Source organism: Providencia sp. PROV267, from assembly GCF_028477825.1.
Classification (GTDB): domain Bacteria; phylum Pseudomonadota; class Gammaproteobacteria; order Enterobacterales; family Enterobacteriaceae; genus Providencia; species Providencia stuartii.
Genome location: NZ_JAMPLX010000024.1, coordinates 165857 through 184028 on the forward strand (window position 1 = coordinate 165857; position 18172 = coordinate 184028).

The 18172-nt window shown below is 41.5% G+C and carries 12 protein-coding genes; 3 read left to right on the forward strand and 9 right to left on the reverse strand.

The window, feature by feature from the left end:
• Positions 1-17: 17 nt before the first annotated feature.
• Both PR709_RS16685 and metH read right to left on the reverse strand, forming a co-directional pair.
• Positions 18-605: a hypothetical protein gene (locus tag PR709_RS16685; RefSeq protein ID WP_004925899.1), complete on the reverse strand. Its 588-nt coding sequence runs from the start codon at positions 603-605 to the stop codon at positions 18-20.
• Positions 606-659: 54 nt separating this feature from the next.
• Positions 660-4325: a methionine synthase gene (gene metH, locus PR709_RS16690; RefSeq protein WP_272571008.1), complete on the reverse strand. Its 3666-nt coding sequence runs from the start codon at positions 4323-4325 to the stop codon at positions 660-662.
• Positions 4326-4552: 227 nt separating this feature from the next.
• Here metH and iclR point away from each other — a divergent pair, with 227 nt between their 5' ends.
• Positions 4553-5383, forward strand: a complete 831-nt coding sequence (iclR, locus tag PR709_RS16695; protein WP_004925895.1) for a glyoxylate bypass operon transcriptional repressor IclR — start codon at positions 4553-4555, stop codon at positions 5381-5383.
• Positions 5384-5401: 18 nt separating this feature from the next.
• Here iclR and PR709_RS16700 read toward each other — a convergent pair whose 3' ends face one another.
• The 3 genes from PR709_RS16700 to PR709_RS16710 all read right to left on the reverse strand — a co-directional run bounded on the left by PR709_RS16700 (position 5402) and on the right by PR709_RS16710 (position 8739).
• The gene (locus tag PR709_RS16700; RefSeq protein ID WP_014656937.1) at positions 5402-6286 is read right to left on the reverse strand and encodes an N-acetylmuramoyl-L-alanine amidase; all 885 of its coding nucleotides are present in this window, start codon (positions 6284-6286) and stop codon (positions 5402-5404) included.
• A 917-nt stretch (positions 6287-7203) separates the two neighbouring features.
• The gene (locus PR709_RS16705) at positions 7204-7479 is read right to left on the reverse strand and encodes a helix-turn-helix domain-containing protein (protein WP_004925889.1); all 276 of its coding nucleotides are present in this window, start codon (positions 7477-7479) and stop codon (positions 7204-7206) included.
• Positions 7480-7950: 471 nt separating this feature from the next.
• Positions 7951-8739: an N-acetylmuramoyl-L-alanine amidase-like domain-containing protein gene (locus PR709_RS16710; RefSeq protein WP_004925887.1), complete on the reverse strand. Its 789-nt coding sequence runs from the start codon at positions 8737-8739 to the stop codon at positions 7951-7953.
• 357 nt (positions 8740-9096) lie between these two features.
• Between PR709_RS16710 and edd the strand changes: the two genes are divergently transcribed.
• Both edd and PR709_RS16720 read left to right on the forward strand, forming a co-directional pair.
• Entirely contained in the window at positions 9097-10893 is a 1797-nt protein-coding gene (gene edd / locus PR709_RS16715) for a phosphogluconate dehydratase (RefSeq protein WP_412033793.1), read from the forward strand.
• A 25-nt stretch (positions 10894-10918) separates the two neighbouring features.
• Positions 10919-11560, forward strand: coding sequence for a bifunctional 4-hydroxy-2-oxoglutarate aldolase/2-dehydro-3-deoxy-phosphogluconate aldolase (locus tag PR709_RS16720; RefSeq protein WP_004925885.1), 642 nt, complete (start codon positions 10919-10921; stop codon positions 11558-11560).
• A gap of 61 nt (positions 11561-11621) precedes the next feature.
• On the opposite strand, the gene aceK is transcribed toward PR709_RS16720, so the two are convergent.
• The 4 genes from aceK to metA all read right to left on the reverse strand — a co-directional run bounded on the left by aceK (position 11622) and on the right by metA (position 17722).
• Positions 11622-13373 carry a bifunctional isocitrate dehydrogenase kinase/phosphatase gene (gene aceK, locus PR709_RS16725; RefSeq protein WP_004925884.1) on the reverse strand — a complete coding sequence of 584 codons (1752 nt, stop codon included), beginning with the start codon at positions 13371-13373 and terminating at the stop codon, positions 11622-11624.
• A 105-nt stretch (positions 13374-13478) separates the two neighbouring features.
• On the reverse strand, positions 13479-14786 hold the full coding sequence (aceA, locus tag PR709_RS16730) for an isocitrate lyase (RefSeq protein WP_004925881.1): 1308 nt from the start codon (positions 14784-14786) through the stop codon (positions 13479-13481).
• 53 nt (positions 14787-14839) lie between these two features.
• Positions 14840-16438: a malate synthase A gene (gene aceB, locus PR709_RS16735; protein WP_014656941.1), complete on the reverse strand. Its 1599-nt coding sequence runs from the start codon at positions 16436-16438 to the stop codon at positions 14840-14842.
• A gap of 354 nt (positions 16439-16792) precedes the next feature.
• Positions 16793-17722, reverse strand: a complete 930-nt coding sequence (gene metA / locus PR709_RS16740; protein WP_014656942.1) for a homoserine O-acetyltransferase MetA — start codon at positions 17720-17722, stop codon at positions 16793-16795.
• Positions 17723-18172: the final 450 nt, after the last annotated feature.

Here is an 18172-nt window from a genome sequence, read left to right on the forward strand (position 1 = left end):
TCACCACCTACAGGGGATTAGTTGACTCGATAACCGCCATGTTTGCTTGCGAATAAATTAAATTTCCCCCATTCCACTAGCATGGATTCCAGCATTTCATGGCTGACCTTACATAGGTTCGCTATTTGTGACACAACAAATTGGTTTTCCCCGATTAATTCAGGGGAGAAAACTTCAGCTATCCAACCACACTCTTTCATGGTGACCAACCAACCGTCATTGGTGGCAAACTTATGCACAGGGATCATTCCCTCTTTCGGGCTTTCTTTCGATAATAATTTATCTTCATCGCGTTGTGCTTGGTGGAATGCGTCAATTTCTTCTTGTGAAGGAACAGGCTCAACCATTTGTGCATCTTCTAAATAAAGATAAATCTCCTCCGCACGAGCCGGTGTCAATTCACTTTTTAGCCAAATTTGATTGAAACAGTGGTCATCTAACATCTCATCGGTATCAAGCTTATCCATGATTTGCAAAATACTCATCATGGCGCTCACCAGATCTTCACTCATGAAAAATGTCTCAGGTGCCGCACTGTTTTGGATTTTATAAGGATAAACTGCCGTGTTCGGCAGCCTATCTTCAATAATAAATTCGTAGCTCATCGTTCAGCCTCTTTAAGTGTCTTACTGATAAGATGGTGCCGACCCTCCGGAAATTCAATCCTCTGGGTCATAGCCTAAATTTGGTGCGAGCCATCTTTCAAGTTCACTGACTGACATTCCCTTACGTTTTGCATAGTCCTCGACCTGATCCCGCTGCACCTGAGCGACGGCAAAATATTTACTTTCAGGGTGGCTGAAATACCAACCTGAAACCGACGCTCCAGGCCACATTGCATAAGAACTGGTTAATTGCATACCGACTCGATTTTCCACATCTAATAACTGCCAAATTTTGGCTTTTTCGGTATGTTCAGGGCAAGCTGGATACCCCGGCGCCGGTCGGATCCCCTGATATTTTTCACGGATCAGCTCATCATTCGGCAAATCCTCGTCAGGGGCATAACCCCAATACTCTTTTCTCACCTGCTGGTGCAAGTATTCCGCAAATGCCTCCGCAAGCCTATCAGCTAACGCCTTCAACATAATTTTATTATAGTCATCATGTTGCTGTTCATATCCATCTGCAAGGGCATCTTCTTCTAACCCCCCCGTAACCGCAAAAGCACCAATATAATCCGCTTTTCCACTGGCTTTAGGGGCGACAAAGTCAGATAAACAGTAGTTAGGAAACTCTTTCTTCTCTGTTTGTTGACGTAGGTTGAGAGCGATAACATCTGCACTATCACGAGCCGAGGAACGATATATTTCAATATCATCCCCTACACTGTTTGCAGGAAATAGACCAAATATGCCTCTTGGCGTCAGGGCATTATCCTTCGTGAGTTGATCTAGCATGTTGTTCGCGTCTTTTAGTAATTTACGCGCCTCTTCACCGACCACCTCATCTTCTAGGATGCGTGGATATTTCCCCGCGAGCGACCATGTCATAAAGAAAGGCGTCCAATCAATATAATGACGTAATGTCTCAATCGATGCTTTGACCTCTTTCACACCAAGGAAACGTGGCACAGGTGGCTGGTAATTTTGCCAATCAATTTTCACTGAGTTAGCGCGAGCAATTTCAAGGGAGACTGGCGGGGTTTTGGGTTTTTTACGTCCATGTTGCTCACGAACGATTTCATATTCACGGCGAGTTCGAGCAACGAACTCCGCTTTTTGTGTTGCGGAAAGTAGCGCGGAAACCACGCCTACAGTGCGCGATGCATTTTGTACATATGTCACTGAGTGGCTGTAATTGGGTTCTATTTTTACTGCCGTGTGAGCTTTTGATGTTGTCGCTCCCCCAATCATCAAAGGGATTGTAAAGCCTTGGCGCTCCATCTCTTTAGCCACATGGACCATCTCATCCAACGAAGGCGTAATTAACCCAGAAAGGCCAATAACATCAACATTCTGCTCACGGGCTGTTTTTAAGATGGTTTCACAAGGTACCATCACGCCCAAGTCAACAATCTCATAGTTATTACACTGTAAAACGACGCCGACAATATTTTTACCTATATCGTGAACATCACCTTTAACGGTCGCTAATAAAATTTTACCCGCGCTGCTACCTGATTGTTTAAGTGCCTGAATATAAGGTTCTAAGTAGGCAACTGCTTGTTTCATCACTCGAGCGGATTTAACAACCTGTGGTAAAAACATTTTCCCTTCACCAAACAAGTCACCCACGACATTCATCCCATTCATCAATGGCCCTTCAATCACTTCAATAGGGCTTGCTGCGAGTTGGCGCGCCTCCTCCGTATCTGGGATGATAAATTCGGTGATCCCTTTAACTAACGCATATTCTAAACGCTTTTCGACAGCCCAAGAGCGCCATTCAGCCTGTTGAACTTGCTGCTCCTCACTGCCTGATGCACGATATTTTTCCGCTAATTCCAACAGGCGTTCAGTGCTATCCTCACGGCGGTTTAAGATCACATCTTCGACCGCATCTTTTAACTCTTTAGGCAGATCATCATAGATAGCTAACTGCCCCGCATTGACGATCCCCATATCCATGCCATTACGGATAGCATAATAGAGGAACACAGCATGGATCGCTTCACGAACGGGATCATTGCCTCTGAATGAAAACGACACGTTAGAGACACCACCAGAGATCATCGCATGTGGAAGCTGCTGCTTAATATCCTGACAAACTTCAATAAAATCGACAGCATAGTTATTATGTTCTTCAATACCTGTCGCGACGGCAAAAATATTTGGATCAAAAATAATATCTTCTGGAGGGAAACCGACCGTGTCAGTCAATACGTGATAGGCACGACGACAAATTTCGATTTTTCGTTCACGGGTGTCGGCTTGGCCTACCTCATCAAATGCCATCACAATGACTGCGGCACCATATTTACGCACCAATTTGGCATGTTCGATAAAGGCACTTTCCCCCTCCTTCATCGAAATTGAGTTCACAATGCCTTTGCCTTGAATGCATTTCAGCCCTTTTTCGATAACATCCCATTTTGAAGAGTCGATCATAATGGGAACACGGGCAATATCAGGTTCGCCAGCAATTAAATTAAGAAAACGCACCATCGCCGCTTCCGAATCCAACATCCCTTCATCCATGTTGATATCGATAATCTGTGCGCCGTTTTCCACTTGCTGGCGAGCAATATCTAATGCCTCTTGGTAGTTTCCTTCCTTAATGAGACGTTTAAACTTCGCCGATCCCGTCACATTCGTACGTTCGCCGACGTTAACAAATAACGAGTCTTTGCCAATATTAAGTGGTTCTAGCCCTGATAAACGGCACTCTACAGGTAACTTTGGTAAGGCGCGCGGCGCAATTCCTTTAACGGCTTCAACAATTTTTTTGATGTGCAACGGTGTCGTACCACAACATCCCCCGACAATATTCAAAAAGCCTGCTTGTGCCCATTCACGAATTTGTTCCGCCATATTTTGTGCATCGAGATCATATTCGCCAAAAGCATTGGGTAAGCCTGCGTTAGGGTGTGCACTGACATAGCACTCCGCAATACGCGATAGTTCAGACACATATTGGCGCAATTCATTTGGCCCTAAAGCACAGTTGAGACCAAAGGATAAAGGTCTAGCATGACGCAATGAGTTATAGAAAGCTTCGGTAGTTTGCCCCGATAGGGTACGCCCAGACGCGTCGGTGATCGTTCCCGAAATCATAACCGGCAGAGTCACTCCCAAGGCTTCAAATTCTGTTTCAACCGCAAAGATCGCCGCTTTTGCATTTAACGTATCAAAAATTGTTTCGATCATGATCAGATCGACACCCCCTTTGATCAAGGCGTGCGTTGATTCACGATAGGCTTCAACTAATTGATCAAAATTGATATTCCGAAATGCGGGGTCGTTAACATCAGGGGAGATCGAGGCTGTGCGGTTAGTCGGTCCCAACACACCAGCAACATAGCGTGGCTGTTCCGGTGTTTTACGTGTCCACTCATCGGCACATTCACGGGCGATACGTGCAGCGGCTTCATTTATTTCGGCAGACAACGATTCCATTTTGTAGTCTGCCATCGCAATCGTTGTTGAGTTAAATGTGTTTGTCTCAACAATATCTGCCCCAGCCGCAAAGTATTGATCATGAATATCGCGGATAATTTCAGGCTGAGTCAAAACAAGGAGGTCGTTGTTTCCTTTGAGGTCACAAGGCCAATCCGCAAAGCGTTCACCACGGAATTGTTCTTCGGTTAGCTTATGGCGCTGGATCATCGTCCCCATTGCGCCATCCAGTACTAAGATCCTTTTTTGTAATTCTTGTTCTAACATACTGATTTTATAAACCACTTTCCCTGCCTCCTAAAAAACAACAACCAAAGTCATAAGTTAAATTAGTGCCACATTCATCCTATCATAATTTTTACGTTGAGAATTCCACCTCATGATGAGAGTTTCTCAGGTTGCATAAGATCTAATTTTTCACTGATCCGATGAGTATTTTGAGGTGAAATCATCCATAATAGAAACAAAAATTCATTCCAGTCAGGAGAGACTTAATGGCGACTGCATCAATCAGTAAAAAAATAAAAAAGGCAAAGGGGCCGGCAAGTGGAGCACCTGCGGCAGGTCAAGTCCAGTCATTAAGTCGTGGGCTAACCCTTTTGGAATATATTTCTGAATCAACGGGAGGGATTGCGTTGACCGACCTTGCTCTACAAGCGGGTCTACCTAACTCCACAACCCACCGTTTGCTCATGACACTCGAACAACACGGTTTTGTCCGTCAGACTGGCGATCTCGGCTTATGGGTGATTGCTTCTAATGCGTTTATTATTGGGAGCAGCTTCCTTGAAAGTCGTAACCTACTGGCCTTAGTTCACCCTATTTTACGTCGTTTAATGGAAGAGTCCGGTGAGACCGTCAACCTTGCTATTCTTGACCATAGTGAATTCGACGCAGTCATTGTCGACCAAGTGCAATGTAATGCTTTAATGCGCATGTCTGCCCCTATCGGTGGGAAACTTCCTCTGCATGCTTCCGGTGCAGGTAAAGCATTTATCGCCAACTTACCGGAAGAACAACTCATTCCACTATTGAGTAAAAAAGGGCTTCACGCCTATACACCTTATACTTTAACGACGCCATCTGCCCTTAAAGAAAACCTGCAACAAGCGAAAAAACAAGGGTTCTCTTATGATGATGAGGAGCACGCTTTAGGACTCAGGTGCATTGGCGCATGTATTTATGATGAACACAAAGAGGCGTTTGCTGCCATCTCTATTTCAGGGCCACTTTCACGGATCACCGACGATCGGGTGACTGAACTCGGCGCTATGGTGATCAAAGCCGCCAAAGAGATCAGTCGTGAATATGGCGCGATCCGCTAACCTATAAAAATAAGGTTATTAATTAGTTATATGCTGAACCTGTGGATGCGTAAATGAATTTGTAGATAAGAAACGTGGCATATCACGGTACTTTTCAATAAGCGCTAACGCAATTGCCTCAGTTTCAGCATCGGCTTTTCCATCAATGTTCCGTGGACGGAAATGCATTTGGAATGCGCTAATGATCTGTTGCGTCTGCCCATCCAGCTCCCCTGATAGCGGAATTTCCGCATAGCCATAAAACCTTAGCGCCTTCTGTAACAATAGCACATTACTCGGCTCGTCTTTCCCTCTATTCGACAAATAACCTTTTACTGTCGCAGCATCAGGCCATGCGCCAATGCCTTGTTTCGCCAATTCTTCCCATGGAAAGGCTCTACCGGGGTCCTCTTTGCGTAATGGCGCAATATCACTATGCCCGATGATATTTTGCGCAGGGATATTATAACGCTGCATAATATCTTTCACTAACGGGATTAAAGCTAAAATTTGCGACTGATTAAAAGGAGCCCATATTTTACGGCCATTCTGATCCGTGGAAAAACCTGAATTCACAATTTCAATACCAATTGAAGTATCATTCAAATTACTGCTATTTAGCCAATGACTATCACCAGCATGCCATGCCTTTAGCGATTCCGGCACTAGCTGTAATACCACGGGCTTATTATTTTCCTGTGAGGGAGTACTTGGGATCAGATAATGGGAGCTCACATTACCTTTAGTGAGCAGATAGATAGATTGATTGTCATCAGACACTGTATAGTGCAAAACCACATATTGGACCCTTTCACTCGTATTGCGTGACGGATAGCGATTATCAACATAGTATCCCTGCCGTGGTGACAGCGTTGAACAACCTGAAATAATAAAAACCATTAGAATTAATAAATAACGGATCATTCAATCTGTCCTTATAGCCCCTATGTTAAATTGACAGGCATTCTACCTATTTATTTGTTTACAAAGAATACACAAAATAAAAATAGACGATTATCTAAGCTAAATCGCCAAGAAAAATAGGGCATTATCCATATTAAAAAAAACGATTGAAATACCTTTTTTACCCATGCTTAAGCCAAAATGCGTAACCGTTATTTTGAGCATTTTAACCGTTCGATTCAGGCTATCATATACACGGAAAATGCTTTATAGCCTGCACGGCATCCTTACCTTAAATGGGTTGATTATTTTATCTCTAATTTGTTTCAAAAGAATTTAGCATAAGTTTAATTCATTGGTTTAGGTTACCATTATCAATCTAGTTACTATTTTACTTTAATCAAATATAGCCTTTATTTGGTTAATAGTTAAAACCAAAACCTAATAAAAGGGTAAAAATACGAAAACGGTCTGGTTTCTTTAAAATCAAATTATCAAAAATTGATATGATAGATGATTAATTTTAGAATAGTTTATAATTAATCTGATAAAAAATAATCAATCGGAATACTTTATTAAGTATAAACCACATGTTTATTTATCTAGTCTTGATAGTTCAGATATAAGTTGACCTTCAATCGCGATTATTTATCCGATGTATAACGAAAGAGTCATGGATGACTAAGGTAAATAAGCATACCTTGAGTGATATATTCACCAATTATATTAGTATATTTTACAGTTTGAGTGGGTAACCGATAATTTAATACCAGTTACCCATAGAGGTGCTCGAACACATATTACGCGTTGATAACTAGTCACATTGACTATATTAGATTAAAATTATTAACAAAGTTTTAGTCTTTATCAGAACAGCCTAAAAATTCCTCTAATAAATTAGAGAATCTCGTCAGACCTCCTAATCTCAAATAAATTTCCTATTCTATTGATGTATAGAAAGTTCGCTTCTCATGTTCAACTTCTGTCGTAATAATCCTCACAATATCTTTAACATCGATATCTAAAAATACAATAATTTCAATAAGTTTATCTAAACTCAATTTATTTACGCCACGCTCATAACGCGAGATTTGTTGCTGACTTAAATTAATAATATTTGCTAATTCGTGACCAGATAATCCTCTTTTCATTCTTGCTTGACGCAAATGGTGACCTAATAAAGCATACACATCTTCTCTTTTTTTTATCGCCATATCCCTCTCCTAGAAAAGGAAATAATATTATTTTATTAGCCCAACTATTATAGAATTTCCCCCCCTCTTTAAAAATAGTTATCAGCAATCAAAATTTAACATATTGATAGTTAATAGTTATCATTCATTTTATTAAACAAATTTATTCCTTTTTTAAAAAAGCAATTCATTGCTTTTTAATCATTTTTTTATTTTTATCACGCCTACAATTAGTTTTATAGTTAATTATTTATACTTAATATTTTAATAACTATTTACACTTTAAATAACTCTAGAAATAGTTAGACACTTTAAACAATATTTAGAATTCCTGAAAAATGAGTAACAACAATCCATAATATGAGGTAGATCATAATTTATGAATTAAATATTAAATTAAATCCAATTCAAATTGAATACAGTCAGCTCCATAAAGATATATTTAAAGCTGTAAATTTAACTAATGGCGATATCAGAACTTGAAGTAATCCCCTAATATCCGGTCGATGAGTCTACTGTGGATCTGACGACAATGATCCCAGCCTTACCACGCAAATAGCGCATTAACTCTATATCCATAACTTGCAAATTAAGTTTTAATGAGGAAGCATTTCTAAAATAAATTTTACCGCCCTGACGAATAGCAATCCCAACGTGACTTACATCTAGCCCAGCCCGATTAGCATAAATCCCAATATAATCCCCTGTCTGTAGCGCATCTAACACAGCCTCATCAATATACTCTGTCGGTATATAGCTGACTACGCGTTTCGTTACCGGTAGACCTTGAATAAAGCGCTGCCCATGACTTTTTAAATTAAGATTTTTATACACCTGAACTGCGTTAGGGCTGATGGTTTGTGTGATATCAAACACCATACCGTCGTTTTGATACAACCAATCGGTGAAAAAATGCCGTCGATTCACATAGGAGATATTATCTTGCGTATAACGGATATTTTTTAGATTATGAATAAAATCATCATAATTCTCTGATCTTTTAAATGCTTCTGTATATTCAATAAAAGTCATGCAATCCATTGATTTTAAATTTATAACCAACGTTTCTTTCGCCGAAAAAGAAGCGTTCAACGTGTGACTGTTATAAGGCGTGCCTAGCAATGTTTCAGTTATCACTTTAACCCGCTGCTCTTCATTCAGTCCTTTTGTACGTTGCTGAATATCATTGAGTATTGATAGCGAGCCTGATTCCAATACCGTCTCTGCATATGTTAAAGACGATGTGAACAGTAATGCCACTGCAATAAACCGTTTTAGCATGAATCCCCGACTATAGACCTTCTTTCTCAATCAATGTGTAAGCCTATTACTAGACCACAAATCATTCACAAAATTCAGCCTATTAATCGAAAACAGCACAATTTTCCCTCAATCAACAAGTCAAGTAATCTTGATTCAGATCACAGATACTTCGAAATCTGTCCACGATCCATTGCAACTCTATGCATTTCAATTAACAATGTTACCGGTAACATATCGCTAAACAAATAAAGTCTCTTCAGCGCCCTTATTTGATAAATGCGTGTTGGTAGATAAAAAGTCTCTGTGATGAGGTTAGTAATTATGAGCAATTCCAATAAGATAGAGAACGGTTATTCCTCCGTTCATCCTGAAATAATGCGGATCACCAAACGTATTATCGCTCGCTCAAAAAAAACAAGAGAGCATTACCTACACAAAATTGAGCAAGCACGTAGTACAACCGTTCATCGTGCAGAACTTGCTTGTGGTAACCTCGCTCATGGATTTGCAGCCTGCCAACCTGAAGATAAAAAGATCCTCAAAAGCATGACACGCTCTGATATTGCGATCATTAACTCTTATAATGATATGCTGTCAGCTCACCGCCCCTATGACCATTACCCTGAGCGTCTGAAAAAAGCGTTACTCGAATCGGGTGCTATTGGGCAAGTTGCCGCTGGCGTGCCTGCAATGTGTGATGGTGTAACTCAAGGGCAAGATGGCATGGAATTGTCTCTGCTAAGCCGTGATGTGATTGCAATGTCTACCGCAATTGGCCTTTCACATAATATGTTTGACGGCGCGTTATACCTTGGGATCTGCGATAAAATTGTGCCCGGTCTCATGATTGGTGCCTTGTCCTTTGGTCACCTTCCCGCTATTTTTGTTCCTGCCGGCCCAATGACAACAGGGTTACCGAATAAAGAAAAAGTCCGCATCCGCCAGCTATATGTTGAAGGCAAAGTAGATAGAAACGCGCTATTAGAAGCTGAAGCTGCCTCTTATCATGGTATTGGCACCTGTACCTTTTACGGTACCGCAAACTCTAACCAAATGGTCATGGAGGTTATGGGGCTACATTTACCGGGGGCCTCTTTTGTTCAGCCAGATACCCCCTTACGCGACGCCTTAACCGAGGCAGCAGCACGCCAAATTACTCGTTTAACCGAACAATCAGGTAATTACCTGCCAATAGGCCAATTAATTGACGAAAAGGTCATTGTGAATGGTATTATCGCCTTACTTGCAACTGGCGGTTCAACTAATTTAACTATGCACCTAGTGGCTATTGCACGAGCAGCAGGGATCATCATTAATTGGGATGATTTCTCTGAGCTATCAGCAGTGATCCCATTAATCTGCCGCATTTACCCCAACGGTCAAGCAGATATAAATCAATTTCAAGCCGCAGGCGGAGTACCTCTCCTTATCCGCCAGCTCTTATCCAAAGGATTACTCCATCACGACGTTCATACTGTTGCTGGTGATGGCCTCTCGCGCTATACCATGGAGCCTTGGCTAGACAACGGTCATTTAGCGTGGCGTGACGGCCCCAATACCTCCTTTGACTTGAACGTCATCGCAGATATTAATCAGCCATTTTCCCATCATGGTGGTACAAAAGTTTTATCAGGGAATTTAGGACGCGCCGTCATGAAAACCTCCGCAATACCGGAAGCGAATCAAATCATTGAAGCTCCTGCTGTCGTCTTCAATAACCAACACGATATTTTGCCGCTGTTTGAGTCTGGAGAATTAGATCGTGATTGCGTCATTGTTGTCCGTTTCCAAGGCCCATCTGCAAATGGTATGCCTGAACTCCATAAACTCATGCCTCCATTAGGGGTTCTGATGGATAGAGGTTATAAAGTTGCACTAGTAACAGACGGTCGATTATCCGGCGCATCAGGTAAGGTTCCTTCGGCCATCCATGTCACCCCTGAAGCACATAATGGCGGTTTACTGGCTAAGGTGGAAAATGGCGATATCATTCGTGTGAATGGTGTAACGGGTGAATTGACTCTGCGAGTCGATGAACCAACACTCGCCGCTCGTCAGGCTTATCAACCAGATTTAAGTGCCCAACGTTCAGGCTGTGGTCGAGAGCTCTTTAGTGCATTAAGAAACCACTTCTCGGGTGCCGAAGAAGGGGCTTGTAGTCTCGATTTTTAACTCCTTCAGTGAATAGGAAAAGATTATGCATAATTGGAAGTTAGCTGCTGCAGATGTACTCAATGCAGGCCCTGTCGTTCCCGTCATTGTGATCAATAAACTTGAACAGGCGGTTCCTCTCGCAAAAGCACTGGTAAAAGGGGGAATTAGAGTACTTGAAGTGACATTGCGTACTGAGTGTGCCATTGATGCAATTCGTCTTATTGCCAATGAAGTGCCCGAGGCGATGATCGGAGCAGGCACTGTGATTAATGCTCAACAACTCACTGCCGTCACTGAGGCTGGCGCCCAATTCGCTATTAGCCCAGGTCTTACCGAAGAGTTACTCAGTGCAGCAACAAAAGGTTGTATCCCTCTAATTCCAGGTATATCAACCGTTTCAGAATTAATGCTCGGTATGAATTATGGCTTAAAAGAGTTTAAATTCTTCCCTGCCGAAGCCAATGGCGGTGTAAAAGCATTAAAGGCAATTGCCGGCCCCTTCTCACAAGTTAAATTTTGTCCAACGGGTGGAATATCGCCAGCTAACTACCGCGATTACCTCGCCTTGAAAAGTGTATTATGTATCGGTGGTTCATGGTTAGTGCCAGAAGATGCCCTTGAAGCCGGTGATTATCAACGAATCACTCAATTGGCAGAAGAAGCGATTAAAGGCGCTCAGCAATAATTAAATTTGATATATCAATATGAGCCAGAGTATCCCAATACTGTGGCTCTATTTGCTTAACTCAGCCACTAAGTCGCTGCATTGGCTCCTGCCCAAAACGTAAACTAAAGCGCAAATCTTCTCGATAAGCATAGACGTCCTCGATATAGCCGCTGCGGATCCTATTTTGTAAGCCTTGCCAATATTCTGCCGTAAATAAGTTGGCATGCCGCTTCTGTAAATAACCGCGTATTTTAGGGTCTTGGCATAAAAATAACGCAAACTCCTCTGGAAAAACATCCTGCTCTCCCACGCTGTACCAAGGCTCCCCCGAAAGTTCTTGCTCTGGGTACATAGGTTCAGGGATCTTCCTAAAATTTACTTCGGTCATATAGCAAATTTCATCATAGTCATAAAAAACAACGCGGCCATGACGTGTCACACCAAAATTTTTAAATAACATATCGCCTGGAAAAATATTTGCTGCCGCTAGCTGTTTTATCGCCTGACCATACTCATCAATCACATGATGTAATTGCGCTTCGTCAGCCTCATCCATATAAATATTTAATGGCGTCATCTTCCGTTCCATATACAAATGACGGATCAATATTTTGTCGCCTAAATCTTCTATCAGGGAAGGGGCTTCCTTAAGTAATTCCGCCATCAGTTCATCACTGATATAACGCTTTTCAATAATAAAGTTTTCAAATTCTTGGGTATCCGCCATTCGCCCAACCCTATCGTGTTCTTTAACAAGCCGATAGCACTCCTGTACACGTTCCCTCGTGACCTCTTTTTGTGGAGCAAACTCATCTTTAATCAATTTAAATACGCGATCAAAAGAAGGCGAAGTGAATACCAACATTACCATTCCCTTCACACCAGGCGCTATCGTGAACTGTTCTCGAGAAAAATTAATAAAAGCCAGATATTCACGATAGTACTCCGTCTTTCCATGTTTTTGGCAGCCAATTGCCATATACAGTTCAGCAATAGATTTACTCGGTAAAATTTCCCGTAACCAAAAAACCAATGCGGCTGGAAATGGGGCATAAACCATAAAATAAGAGCGAGCAAAACCAAAGACGATGCTGGCTTCATCAAACCCCGTTAAACAGGTATCAACATAAATTTTGTGGTCAGCGTCATGATGAATAGGTAATAAAAAGGGGTGAACTTCATTATTAATGACCAATTTTCCCACCAGCCACGCTGCCTTATTTCTATAAAACAATTCATTCGCAATCTGGAAAGTAACCGTTTCATTGCGAATATTAGGGAATCGTTCTATTAGGCTCTCAACAATGCATTGCACATCCCAACTTAAAGAGCGCCACTGCAAACGTAGCGGCAATGCACTTAGCACTTCTTCCAGTACATTAAACAAACTGTCCTTAACCGGATATTCTCGAGCTAATGGCCTAGGCAGGTCACTAAAACGCCGAGCTGGCTGAGAGGTAAAAATAAATAAGTTGTCTTGCGTCAGTTCCCGATGCTGGAACAAACGACAATACACCGAATTAAAAAAACTTTCTGCAATCTCAAAACGCGGGTAATGCGGTAACAATGCCGTGTATACCCGTTTAATATTCGAAAGCATTTCTGGCGTTAATGACTGAACCAAACCCATAAATTGTAACTGAGCCACGACTAACCCTACATGGTGGTCATACAACTGTATTCTTTGTTTCATCGCATCTTGAATAGCATGCCAATCTGCCCGTTCAAATCGTTCCTGTGCACCTGATGTAATCTCTAAAAAACGACCATACTGAGCATCAAAACCTTGTAAAATGGTTTGAGAAATTATCTGTTCAGTCGATAGTGTCATAGTAGCTCCTGACAAAAAACGGCACTCGAAAGTGCCGGTAAAACAAAAAACAGATACATATGAACAAAAGAAAAATATGCGCGGCTTAATGAAAGAAATTTCTGGTTAAAACTGCTCTTCTTCCGTCGAACCTGTCAGCGCAGTGACTGACGATGTTCCACCTTGGATCACAGTCGTTACCTTATCAAAATAACCCGTTCCCACCTCCTGCTGATGCGAAGAGAAGGTATAACCCTTATCAATCGCAGCAAACTCACGCTCCTGAACTTTCTCTACGTAGTGCTTCATACCTTCACCTTGTGCATACGCATGAGCTAAATCAAACATGTTAAACCACATGCTATGAATACCCGCCAATGTGATAAACTGGAAGCGGTAACCCATCGCTGAAAGCTCATCTTGGAAGCGAGCAATCGTCGCATCGTCCAAGTTTCTCTTCCAGTTAAAGGAAGGTGAGCAATTATAAGCCAGTAATTTACCCGGGTATTTCGCGTGGATCGCCTCGGCAAATTGGCGAGCCGCCTCTAAATCAGGTTTTGATGTTTCACACCAGACCAAATCAGCATATGGCGCGTAAGCGAGCCCACGGCTAATGGCTTGCTCAATGCCCGCTTTAGTACGGAAAAAGCCTTCGTTGGTTCTTTCCCCTGTGATAAATTCGGCATCATACGGGTCGCAATCCGACGTTAAAAGATCGGCGGCGTCTGCATCCGTTCTCGCGATTAAAATCGTTGGTACTCCCGACACATCCGCTGCTAAACGAGCCGCAACTAACTTTTGTATCGCCTCTTGGGTTGGTACTAGTACCTTTCCACCCATATGACCACATTTTTTAACCGCCGCGAGCTGATCTTCAAAATGTACGGCAGCAGCTCCCGCTTCAATCATACCTTTCATTAGTTCAAAGGCATTTAGCACCCCACCAAATCCCGCTTCAGCATCAGCAACGATAGGGAGGAAGAAATCAATGTATTCCTTATTTTCTGGCCCAATCCCATTAGCCCATTGAATTTGATCCGCCCGACGGAACGTGTTGTTTATCTTTTTCACGACCGAAGGAACCGAATCGACCGGGTATAACGATTGGTCAGGGTACATACTTGATGCCGTGTTCGCATCCGCTGCCACTTGCCAGCCAGAAAGATAAATAGCTTCAATTCCCGCTTTGGCTTGCTGTAATGCTTGTCCCCCCGTTAAGGCACCTAAGGCATTCACATAACCTTTTTTAGAATGGCCATGGAGTTGATCCCATAACCTTTGTGCCCCTCTGGTCGCTAGAGTATGTTCTGGGTTAACTGAACCACGCAGCTTCACCACTTCTTCAGCACTATAAGGGCGAGTGATCCCTTCCCAACGTGCTTTTTTCCACTCATTCTCTAATTGGGCAATCTGCTCTGCGCGTGATATCGTCATGTTCGTATTCCTTATAATTTAAGTAGGGCCTATCGGAACGGCTTTAATCGTGTTTAATTAATAAATTGGTAACCAGGTATTGTTAAAAACTCAATGAGTTCATCTTGCGTTGTTATTCTTCGCATCAAGTCAGCGGCCTCACGGAAACGACCACTTTGGAACTTCTGATCACCAAGCTCTTTTTGAATGACTTGTAATTCTTCATCTAACATTTCTTCAAAGAGGGCTTTAGTGACTTTTTCACCATTTGAAAGCGACTTACCATGGCGGATCCATTGCCAAATAGAGGTACGAGAAATTTCTGCCGTTGCAGCATCCTCCATTAAGCCATATATCGGCACACAACCATTTCCAGATATCCACGCTTCAATATATTGAACTGCAACTCGGATATTCGCTCGCATACCTGCTTCCGTCCTTTCGCCATCACAAGGCTGCAATAGCTGCTGAGCGGTAATTTCTTCGTCTGAATCGCGCGATACGTGTAATTGGTTTTGGTGTTCGCCCAGTGCTTGGTTAAAAACCGCCATGACGGTGTCTGCTAACCCAGGGTGTGCGACCCATGAGCCATCATGACCATTACGGGCTTCTAATTCCTTATCAGCTTTAACCTTCTCTAAAATAGCTTTATTCTCTTGTGCATCTTTACTTGGGATAAAGGCAGACATCCCCCCCATTGCAAAAGCCCCTCGACGGTGGCAAGTTTTAATCAGCAACCGAGAATAAGCACTTAAAAAAGGTTGTGTCATGGTCACGACTTGGCGATCAGGTAATACCCTATCTGCGTGCTCTTTTAATGTTTTGATATAACTGAAAATATAATCCCAACGGCCACAATTTAGACCAACGATATGCTGGCGCATGTGATACAAGATTTCATCCATCTGAAAAACAGCTGGCAGTGTTTCGATAAGTACAGTGGCCTTAATCGTTCCTCGTGGTAAACCAACAGAGTCTTCGGCCATACTAAATACATCACTCCACCATTGAGCTTCCTGCCAAGACTCAAGTTTGGGTATATAGAAGTAAGGGCCACTTCCTTTTGCTAGTAGCGCTTCATAGTTATGAAAAAAGTAGAGCGCAAAATCGAATAACCCTCCGGGGATTGGCTTACCATCGAGCAAAACATGTTTTTCATCTAAATGCAGACCACGAACACGCGCGATTAATACAGCAGGGTTAGATTTTAATTGGTAAACCTTTCCATTTTCGTTGGTATACGAAATATCGCCTCGAACCGCATCTCTTAAATTAATTTGCCCATCGATCAATTTATCCCATGAAGGGGAGAGTGAATCTTCAAAATCAGCCATAAAAACTTTAACATTGGCATTAAGCGCATTGATCACCATCTTACGCTCTACAGGGCCAGTGATCTCAACTCGGCGATCACGTAAATCTTCAGGGATATTTTGAATTTTCCAATCAGCCTTTTTAATGGAATCACTTTCTGAAATGAAATCAGGCAACATGCCAGAATCTATTTTCTGTTGTCTAACTTGCCTTTCTTTCAATAGCACATCTCTTTTAGCGGAAAACTTTTCTGCCAGATCAGAAAGAAACGCGATAGCTTCAGTCGTTAGCACCTTGCTATCTTGCTGATTAAAACTCTTAGTAAATGTTAATGTTGATGCTGATAATTGCTGATCCATTGGTCGATCCTCTCTCATATCTGCCGATAAATTAAGACTAACTCAAAATAAAAATAAATCAAAAACAGTTTCCATTTTATTTTAATTTAAACACAATATATTGATATATAATGAAATTAACAAGATTCTAATTATGATTGCAGGTTCCCTTTTCACAACAAAAGATGTTAAAGTTAAGTTAAATCAATGTGTTGTAAAAATAACAATCATTTACTAAAAAACAAAAAAAGCAGCCTCATCAGGGCTGCTTAAATTCTTTAATTAGGATTCAACTTAAATGAAATCGCTGTAATTTATCATTACACTAGGCGAATACGTTGTTATAAGCGTATCTGGCAGTAGATAGGTGGTTTTTTAATCTAACGTCGGCTGCATATGACTAAGATCGAAAGGTGTGATCTGATACACATAATAATTTAACCAATTTGAGAAAAGTAGGTGCCCATGACTACGCCAAGTAATAATGGGATCCTTTTCCGGATTATTTTCCCTAAAATAATTACAGGGGATATTTGGCGAAATTCCAGCATCAACATCGCGCCAATATTCTTGAGCGAGGGTATCCGCATCGTATTCTGGATGACCTGTAACAAAAACTAATCGCTTATCTTTAGATGCAAATAGATAAGCCCCCGCTTCTTGTGAACTAGCTAATATATCCAAATCCGTATGTTTGCGGATCAATGATTCAGGGAAGTCAGCATAGCGTGAATGAGGCGCATAAAAAGATCCATCAAATCCTCGGGTTAATAGGGCAAAAGGCTCAAGCGTATCATGCTGATAAATACCAGATAGCTTTTCTTCCCGTGTCCATTTAGGTAAATCATAAAGCACTTTCAATGCAGCCTGCACCGCCCAGCAAACAAATAGAGTCGAGGTCACATGATCTTTCGCCCAATGAATCACTTTTTCTATTTGCTGCCAATAAGCAACATCACAAAACTCCACTAAACCTAAAGGAGCACCAGTCACAATCAATCCATCAAAATTCTGGTCTTGGATATCTTCAAAGTCACAATAAAAGGTATTCAGATGTTCCGCAGGCGTATTTTTAGATTCACGCTGATCAATTCGCAGTAACTGAATATCAACTTGTAGCGGTGTGTTCGACAGTAAACGTAAAAATTGATTTTCAGTTTCAATTTTCTTAGGCATCAAATTGAGTAGTAACACTTTCAAGGGACGGATCTCCTGAAGGCTTGCTCTTGTCGTTGTCATGACAAAAACATTCTCCTCTCGTAAGAAATTTACCGCTGGCAACTCATCAGGTAAACGAATTGGCATCATCTTCCCCTTTTATACATTTATACGTTTAGACTTCTAGAATGCTAAATAATCTAACCAAAGTTGCCATCATTGTCGAGTCTTTCAACACTAATTGAAATTATTTCAAGTGATTAGATTTGGTACAATTTGATTGCTATATATAGCATGGTTATAACTATATGATTCTATTTATATTATGATAAAAACTATTCAATTATAAACATCAATATTTATTAGAATTTTTATTTATATCCTATACAGAGACAAAGATACTAAGTACTAGTAATGCTGGCTGGAATCCGCCAAAAATAGAGAAAATGGGAAAAGAAGGGGAGTGATGGAAGGTAAGGTATGAAATAGATAAGGGCTTTGATAAATTTCTTACTAATAATTCTTTAATCTATCTATTGGAATAACCCATATTTGAAAAAATAAGCCGCCCTAAATAAGGGATTAAACTTTATCTCT

Excerpts from the sequence above, each read along its gene's own strand:
- PR709_RS16700 (WP_014656937.1), bottom strand. The coding sequence starts at position 6,286 with ATGATCCGTTATTTATTAATTCTAATGGTTTTTATTATTTCAGGTTGT.
- metA (WP_014656942.1), bottom strand. The coding sequence starts at position 17,722 with ATGCCAATTCGTTTACCTGATGAGTTGCCAGCGGTAAATTTCTTACGA.
- iclR (WP_004925895.1), top strand. The coding sequence starts at position 4,553 with ATGGCGACTGCATCAATCAGTAAAAAAATAAAAAAGGCAAAGGGGCCG.
- PR709_RS16720 (WP_004925885.1), top strand. The coding sequence starts at position 10,919 with ATGCATAATTGGAAGTTAGCTGCTGCAGATGTACTCAATGCAGGCCCT.
- PR709_RS16685 (WP_004925899.1), bottom strand. The coding sequence starts at position 605 with ATGAGCTACGAATTTATTATTGAAGATAGGCTGCCGAACACGGCAGTT.
- PR709_RS16705 (WP_004925889.1), bottom strand. The coding sequence starts at position 7,479 with ATGGCGATAAAAAAAAGAGAAGATGTGTATGCTTTATTAGGTCACCAT.
- aceK (WP_004925884.1), bottom strand. The coding sequence starts at position 13,373 with ATGACACTATCGACTGAACAGATAATTTCTCAAACCATTTTACAAGGT.
- PR709_RS16710 (WP_004925887.1), bottom strand. The coding sequence starts at position 8,739 with ATGCTAAAACGGTTTATTGCAGTGGCATTACTGTTCACATCGTCTTTA.
- edd (WP_412033793.1), top strand. The coding sequence starts at position 9,097 with ATGCGGATCACCAAACGTATTATCGCTCGCTCAAAAAAAACAAGAGAG.
- metH (WP_272571008.1), bottom strand. The coding sequence starts at position 4,325 with ATGTTAGAACAAGAATTACAAAAAAGGATCTTAGTACTGGATGGCGCA.
- aceB (WP_014656941.1), bottom strand. The coding sequence starts at position 16,438 with ATGGATCAGCAATTATCAGCATCAACATTAACATTTACTAAGAGTTTT.
- aceA (WP_004925881.1), bottom strand. The coding sequence starts at position 14,786 with ATGACGATATCACGCGCAGAGCAGATTGCCCAATTAGAGAATGAGTGG.